This window comes from Neobacillus sp. KR4-4 (assembly GCF_042136325.1).
Lineage (GTDB): Bacteria > Bacillota > Bacilli > Bacillales > Cytobacillaceae > Neobacillus.
The window spans coordinates 43,705-49,704 of record NZ_JBHHJU010000037.1; the positions used below are offsets into that span (position 1 = coordinate 43,705).

Annotated in this window: 4 protein-coding genes, 19 tRNA genes and 2 rRNA genes; 3 read left to right on the plus strand and 22 right to left on the minus strand. The window is 41.5% G+C overall.

The genetic code is table 11. From position 1 onward, the window contains the following. Window positions 1–130: 130 nt before the first annotated feature. A complete protein-coding gene (locus ACE198_RS25330) occupies window positions 131–460 on the minus strand; it encodes a DUF3870 domain-containing protein (protein WP_251462200.1) in 330 nt (109 codons plus the stop codon). Between the two features lie 633 nt (window positions 461–1,093). Between ACE198_RS25330 and ACE198_RS25335 the strand changes: the two genes are divergently transcribed. The 3 genes from ACE198_RS25335 to ACE198_RS25345 all read left to right on the plus strand — a co-directional run bounded on the left by ACE198_RS25335 (window position 1,094) and on the right by ACE198_RS25345 (window position 3,304). Further along, entirely contained in the window at window positions 1,094–1,576 is a 483-nt protein-coding gene (locus ACE198_RS25335; RefSeq protein ID WP_375377482.1) for a sigma-70 family RNA polymerase sigma factor, read from the plus strand. Window positions 1,577–2,073: 497 nt separating this feature from the next. Then, window positions 2,074–2,337, plus strand: coding sequence for a hypothetical protein (locus ACE198_RS25340; protein WP_375377483.1), 264 nt, complete (start codon window positions 2,074–2,076; stop codon window positions 2,335–2,337). 202 nt (window positions 2,338–2,539) lie between these two features. Beyond that, window positions 2,540–3,304, plus strand: coding sequence for a sulfite exporter TauE/SafE family protein (locus ACE198_RS25345; RefSeq protein WP_098573337.1), 765 nt, complete (start codon window positions 2,540–2,542; stop codon window positions 3,302–3,304). Window positions 3,305–3,738: 434 nt separating this feature from the next. On the opposite strand, the gene ACE198_RS25350 is transcribed toward ACE198_RS25345, so the two are convergent. The 21 genes from ACE198_RS25350 to ACE198_RS25450 all read right to left on the minus strand — a co-directional run. Beyond that, a tRNA-Asn gene (locus ACE198_RS25350) sits at window positions 3,739–3,813 on the minus strand. Between the two features lie 11 nt (window positions 3,814–3,824). Beyond that, window positions 3,825–3,898: transfer RNA gene (locus tag ACE198_RS25355), tRNA-Ile, on the minus strand. Between the two features lie 4 nt (window positions 3,899–3,902). After that, window positions 3,903–3,976 (minus strand) — tRNA-Gly (locus ACE198_RS25360). A gap of 11 nt (window positions 3,977–3,987) precedes the next feature. Continuing rightward, window positions 3,988–4,061 (minus strand) — tRNA-Cys (locus tag ACE198_RS25365). Between the two features lie 16 nt (window positions 4,062–4,077). Beyond that, a tRNA-His gene (locus tag ACE198_RS25370) sits at window positions 4,078–4,153 on the minus strand. A 5-nt stretch (window positions 4,154–4,158) separates the two neighbouring features. Next, a tRNA-Tyr gene (locus ACE198_RS25375) sits at window positions 4,159–4,243 on the minus strand. Window positions 4,244–4,257: 14 nt separating this feature from the next. Further along, window positions 4,258–4,330 (minus strand) — tRNA-Phe (locus ACE198_RS25380). A 45-nt stretch (window positions 4,331–4,375) separates the two neighbouring features. Next, window positions 4,376–4,452: transfer RNA gene (locus ACE198_RS25385), tRNA-Asp, on the minus strand. Between the two features lie 35 nt (window positions 4,453–4,487). Beyond that, window positions 4,488–4,561: transfer RNA gene (locus tag ACE198_RS25390), tRNA-Met, on the minus strand. A gap of 160 nt (window positions 4,562–4,721) precedes the next feature. Then, window positions 4,722–4,814 (minus strand) — tRNA-Ser (locus ACE198_RS25395). A gap of 7 nt (window positions 4,815–4,821) precedes the next feature. Beyond that, window positions 4,822–4,894, minus strand: a tRNA-Ala gene (locus ACE198_RS25400). A 17-nt stretch (window positions 4,895–4,911) separates the two neighbouring features. Next, a tRNA-Pro gene (locus ACE198_RS25405) sits at window positions 4,912–4,988 on the minus strand. Window positions 4,989–4,993: 5 nt separating this feature from the next. Then, window positions 4,994–5,067 (minus strand) — tRNA-Arg (locus ACE198_RS25410). A 21-nt stretch (window positions 5,068–5,088) separates the two neighbouring features. Next, window positions 5,089–5,177: transfer RNA gene (locus tag ACE198_RS25415), tRNA-Leu, on the minus strand. Window positions 5,178–5,183: 6 nt separating this feature from the next. Then, window positions 5,184–5,258, minus strand: a tRNA-Gly gene (locus tag ACE198_RS25420). A gap of 15 nt (window positions 5,259–5,273) precedes the next feature. Beyond that, window positions 5,274–5,346 (minus strand) — tRNA-Lys (locus ACE198_RS25425). A 7-nt stretch (window positions 5,347–5,353) separates the two neighbouring features. Beyond that, window positions 5,354–5,429, minus strand: a tRNA-Thr gene (locus ACE198_RS25430). Between the two features lie 21 nt (window positions 5,430–5,450). Next, a tRNA-Val gene (locus ACE198_RS25435) sits at window positions 5,451–5,526 on the minus strand. 39 nt (window positions 5,527–5,565) lie between these two features. After that, window positions 5,566–5,640, minus strand: a tRNA-Glu gene (locus ACE198_RS25440). Window positions 5,641–5,678: 38 nt separating this feature from the next. After that, window positions 5,679–5,795: ribosomal RNA gene (rrf, locus tag ACE198_RS25445) — 5S ribosomal RNA — on the minus strand. Window positions 5,796–5,872: 77 nt separating this feature from the next. After that, window positions 5,873–6,000 (minus strand): 23S ribosomal RNA (locus ACE198_RS25450); the annotation flags it as partial.

Below are 6,000 nucleotides of genomic sequence, written 5' to 3' on the forward strand. Positions count from 1 at the left end.
AACCGAGCAAAACATAGATCTGCATAAAGAATGTCGTTCAAACGAACATTCCTTACAAAGAGTCCATGTTTGCTCGGTTTTAATAAGACCATGGGAGAAGGTCATCCTCCCACTTTATTATAACCAAACGTTATCTATTCATTTGCTTCACGTTATCCCAGTAACGTTGAACTGCAGCTTGTAGAGCCACAATGATCGCTTGCTGGGATGGAGCAAAATAAAAGCTTTGAATTCGTTCAATCAGCTGCTCAACACCATCTTGAAGACAGTAACCTATCAACAGTTTTTGAAAATAATTTTTCGTTAGTTCTGTTACGAAGGTGAATTCGGCGCCGATAATTTTATGATCTTTCAGCTCCACTTCGAGTACAATTCCCGCATGCTTATACATTTCATACATGGAAGTTCCCTGTGGAGCTTTTGCATATCCTGTAACAATGACTGTTTCCAGTGTTTGCATGCTCCTAAACCTCCTTTTAAAAACTAACTGATCATTTTCTTTTTCTAACACGAGTATATGGGTCAGAAAAAATAATGTCAATGAGAAAATTCATAATTTTCTGAAATAGTAATTTGTTACCACAATTTTACTAGTAAGCGCTTACGATAATCACACATAAAATTAATTCTCGCTTGGACTTCAAACTCCTTCTAGAAAAATAAGAATTTTTTTGCTGCCTGCATAGAATTTCTCCTTTCATTCCCTAAAAAATGTACGAACGTGCTTTTCACTATTTTCAACTTATAAATTTGCAATTTCTGTGCCAAAATTAAAAACGCTATTTTACTCACCTTTTTTGAGAAAATATGCCAAATTTCTTGGCACTAACCTTCTTTTTTTGCATCTTACCTGCAAAAAATCCCTAGCAGAGGTTTTTCAAAAGGCAAATAGAACCTTTTGTAATTCACCCCAAATTCAGCTGAAAAAGCAAAAATCCCCTTCAAAAATCATATTTGCCTTCATTTTTTACCTCAAATAGACAAAAAAACGATTCAAAAGTGAATTTTCACCGTTCGATTCAATTAAGCATTCCCGTTATGGTAGAAGTACCCGGGAATACAAGAAAAGCGCGCTTTCTGAAAGGACTCTCCCTTGGAAAGCTTTGAACAATTAGTCGACCAGTACCAGCCCATGCTCCACAAGATCATAAACTCGCTCCATCTTTACAAAAACCATGATGAATTCTATCAGCACAGTCTCATTGGCCTTTGGGAAGCAAGCCAACGCTTCGATCCTAACAAAGGGAGCTTCACCAATTATGCCTACACCTACATCAAAGGCTGCCTCCTCATGGAGTTAAAAAAAGCACACCAAGATCATGAACGAAATGTACACCCGGATGAGCAATTTTGGGACCTAGTAGAAGATTCCTTTTCTGATGATCCATTAGAGAAAGAAATCCTGCTATCCTACTGTGAAACACTGACTCCGAACCAACAGAAATGGCTGCTGTACACCGTCCGTGATCAACTATCAATCAGAGAAATCGCCGAACTAGAAAAGGTCTCCCCCTCAGCCGTGAAAAGTTGGCGTAGCGGGGCTCGGGGAAAATTGAAAAAGATAGTGAGGGATTAGTGAGCTCGTTCATTACCTACCTGTTTTTAAAATTTTACCTAGTTTCGGTCTTATTACCAAGGACAAGCCTTTTGGGTTTGTCCTTACATTTGTCCAGCTCTTATTCATGACAAACCTCCACCAGCATCCCCAAATTTCTCAACTAATCAATCGTTTGATTGAAGCAGGCAAGGGTCTTGAAAATAGCGAATTCCTCTAACTAAACCTACGTGAAGTCTGTCGAACCTCGCTTAAAAATTCCGCAGGAAATATCCCTCTATTCTACAAAATTCCGTCATTGCTGAATAACCATTTTTATGAAGAATAACAACTTCCAGGAATAAGCAGCATATTAAAAACAAGGAAGCATAAATTAATCGGTGTAGCTGCTCTACTAATGTTGAAATATGACACAAAATCCCTAAGATCATTCTTTTAATAAAAGTCTCCAATTTAGTTAAAATTTTCTGGTATAATTTATTTTTAGAATATAATTTTGAACGTAAGGGGAGTGTATTTTGGAAGGTTCATTTGGATTGCTTTTAAATATAGTAATCACCATTTATTTAGTTATCGATTCTCGTAAGCATGGTAAAAGTCCCGTCCTTTGGGGAATTCTCGGTTTCATTTTTGGTGCGATTGCCCTAGGGATTTACTTAATTAAAACAGATCGAAAGGTAATCGGTTGGATTATTACGATTATTAGTATAATCGGATATATCGCCTTACTCTTAGTCATTATATTAGGGGTTGCGCTAATAATGGGCGGAGGATTTTCATAAGAAGTCGTTACATATCATAACTATTAAAACTATGCTGAATGAACAGCATAGTTTTTTTATGCTTGTATTCAATCACCAATTCTGTGATCTACTAATCTATTGTTATAATTATCAGAATCTAATAATCAGTTAGTTATTTACAAGACGCGCATAAATGTATATAATCCTATATAAATACTAGGAATTGATTGGGCGTGCGGATATGAGTATAGGGATTACGTTGATGGGTTTACTTGTTGGTTTTTTGGTAGGGTTGACTGGAGTCGGCGGAGCAGCATTGTTAACCCCGGTCTTAATTTTAATTGGGGTCAATCCTTCCATTGCTGTCGGTACAGACCTTGTTTATAATTCAATCACAAAGCTATTCGGACTTGTTCAACACTGGCGGCAAAAAACAGTGAATGTTCAGATGGTGAAGTATTTAGCGATGGGAAGTATCCCTAGTGCAGTCATTGCGATTGGCTCCCTTCACTATTTTGAAGCGTATTACCACAATCAAGAACAGATTATTAGGCATTCCCTCGGTTATATATTGATATTTGTCTCACTAGCTATCATTATCAGAACGTTTGTAGAGAAAAAATTAAGACCCAATCGTTGGCAAATGAAGCCTTTGAGTGAAAAGAAAACACTAACCATTTTAATTGGCTGCCTTTTTGGCTTTATCGTGGGACTCACTTCTTTAGGATCAGGTTCTTTATTCGCTGTGGCAATGATTTATCTTTATCGAATGAAAACATCAGAGATGGTTGGTACGGATATTACTCACGCGTTTCTTTTGGTTACAGTAGCAGGGATGCTTCATATCGGTTATGGAAATGTTAACTATATGCTTGTGGGGAATTTACTTATGGGCTCGATTCCGGGAGTACTGATTGGCAGCAGCATTTCGGCAAAGGTACCAACGAGACCGCTGCGAACCGTAGTTGCTGTATTAATCTTTGTAAGTGGTTTGAAGTTAATCTAATTTTGCATGAAAAAGTCAGCTAATATGCTGGCTTTTTTTATATGAACTTATTAGTGAGTTTCGTGTAGGTATGAGAAAGAAATTCCGACCTAATGTATTTAGAGGAAGCTTACGAAGCTGATATAAGCGGAGAAATTCCGCTTATTGTATATAGAGGAGGCTTATGAAGCCAATATAAGCGGAGAAATTCCGCTTAACTGCTCTAAATAAGGCAAAATCCAACGATTTGAATCATTTAGACGGAAAAACTTCCCTTATTATCGAAAAAATATGGGTATTTCGCAATTTAAACGGAATTTTTCCGCTTATTGTTCAAACACAGTAAAATCAACATTCAGTTATAACAGAGAAAGGCATAAAAAAACCACCTTCAAAAAATGGTTACTTTTTAAAGGTGGTTGTTATTAAATGAAAGTTGATTAGTTAAAAAAAAATGGCTCCGCAGGTAGGACTCGAACCTACGACCGATCGGTTAACAGCCGATAGCTCTACCACTGAGCTACTGCGGAATAATATATAGTGGGCCTAAATGGACTCGAACCATCGACCTCACGCTTATCAGGCGTGCGCTCTAACCAGCTGAGCTATAGGCCCAATTTGGAGCGGGTGATGAGAATCGAACTCACAACATCAGCTTGGAAGGCTGAGGTTTTACCACTAAACTACACCCGCATATAAAAATTTGGAGGCAACACCCGGATTTGAACCGGGGATAGAGGTTTTGCAGACCTCGGCCTTACCACTTGGCTATGCTGCCCAAACACTAGATCAAATGGGGCGGCTGATGGGAATCGAACCCACGAATGTCGGAACCACAATCCGATGCGTTAACCACTTCGCCACAACCGCCATAATGGTGGAGGGGGACGGATTCGAACCGCCGAACCCTGAGGGAGCGGATTTACAGTCCGCCGCGTTTAGCCACTTCGCTACCCCTCCATATAAATGAAAAATGGCTCAGGACGGAATCGAACCGCCGACACAAGGATTTTCAGTCCTTTGCTCTACCGACTGAGCTACTGAGCCTAAAAAATATGTATAAAAACAGTAGATTTACTACTAAGATAAAAATGGCGGTCCGGACGGGACTCGAACCCGCGACCTCCTGCGTGACAGGCAGGCATTCTAACCAACTGAACTACCGGACCAGAGTATTTTCAAGCATAGCTTGAAAATAACTTAATTGCGGGGACAGGATTTGAACCTGCGACCTTCGGGTTATGAGCCCGACGAGCTACCGGACTGCTCCACCCCGCGACGATAATAAAAAAGTGAAGTTTTCACATGCTCTTAGTATAACGACCGCCCCGATTTCAGAAAGCTTATTCAAGCAGCGGCTCAATCGTTGCGCTGTAGATTTATTCGAAGTAGCATATTCGAACGTGCTCCACCCCGCGACAACAATATATAAAGATAATGGAGGAGGAAGAGGGATTCGAACCCCCGCGCGGTATGACCCGCCTGTCGGTTTTCAAGACCGATCCCTTCAGCCAAACTTGGGTATTCCTCCGAATAAGTGGAGTCTAGGGGGATCGAACCCCTGACCTCCTGCGTGCAAAGCAGGCGCTCTCCCAGCTGAGCTAAGACCCCGTTATAAAATTAAAGAATGGTCGGGAAGACAGGATTCGAACCTGCGACCCCTTGGTCCCAAACCAAGTGCTCTACCAAGCTGAGCTACTTCCCGTTATATGCGCCCTGAGAGATTCGAACTCCCGACCTTTTGATTCGTAGTCAAACACTCTATCCAGCTGAGCTAAGGGCGCAAATGAATTTAATTCACTTAATGGTGCCGAGGACCGGAATCGAACCGGTACGGTAGTCACCTACCGCAGGATTTTAAGTCCTGTGCGTCTGCCAGTTCCGCCACCCCGGCTTATGTTGGAGCGGAAGACGGGATTCGAACCCGCGACCCCCACCTTGGCAAGGTGGTGTTCTACCACTGAACTACTTCCGCAATTAATTTTAAAAGTGAGCCATGAAGGACTCGAACCTTCGACCCTCTGATTAAAAGTCAGATGCTCTACCAACTGAGCTAATGGCTCGTACTAATGGTGCCGGCGAGAGGACTTGAACCCCCAACCTACTGATTACAAGTCAGTTGCTCTACCAATTGAGCTACCCCGGCATAATCTTTGAAAGATAGATATGGTGGAGGATGACGGGATCGAACCGCCGACCCTCTGCTTGTAAGGCAGATGCTCTCCCAGCTGAGCTAATCCTCCAAATTAATGATACTATTTTTCACTATCGTGAAAAAACTTTGGTGACCCCTACGGGATTCGAACCCGTGTTACCTCCGTGAAAGGGAGGTGTCTTAACCACTTGACCAAGGGGCCAGATTATATTTTGACAAAAAAATAACCCGATAGGGCTTGCCTGGCAACGTCCTACTCTCACAGGGACGCGTGTCCCAACTACCATCGGCGCTGAGAAGCTTAACTTCCGTGTTCGGTATGGGAACGGGTGTGACCTTCTCGCCATTGCTGCCAGACTATTAAATTGAGGAATCATTCCCTCAAAACTAGATAATGCAGAAGAAGTTTTTGTAAACTTGAGTTCACCTTAAAATTGGTTAAGTCCTCGAACGATTAGTATCAGTCAGCTCCACATGTTACCACGCTTCCACCTCTGACCTATCAACCTGATCATCTTTCAGGGTTCTTACTAGCTTACGCTATGGGAAATCTCATCTTGAG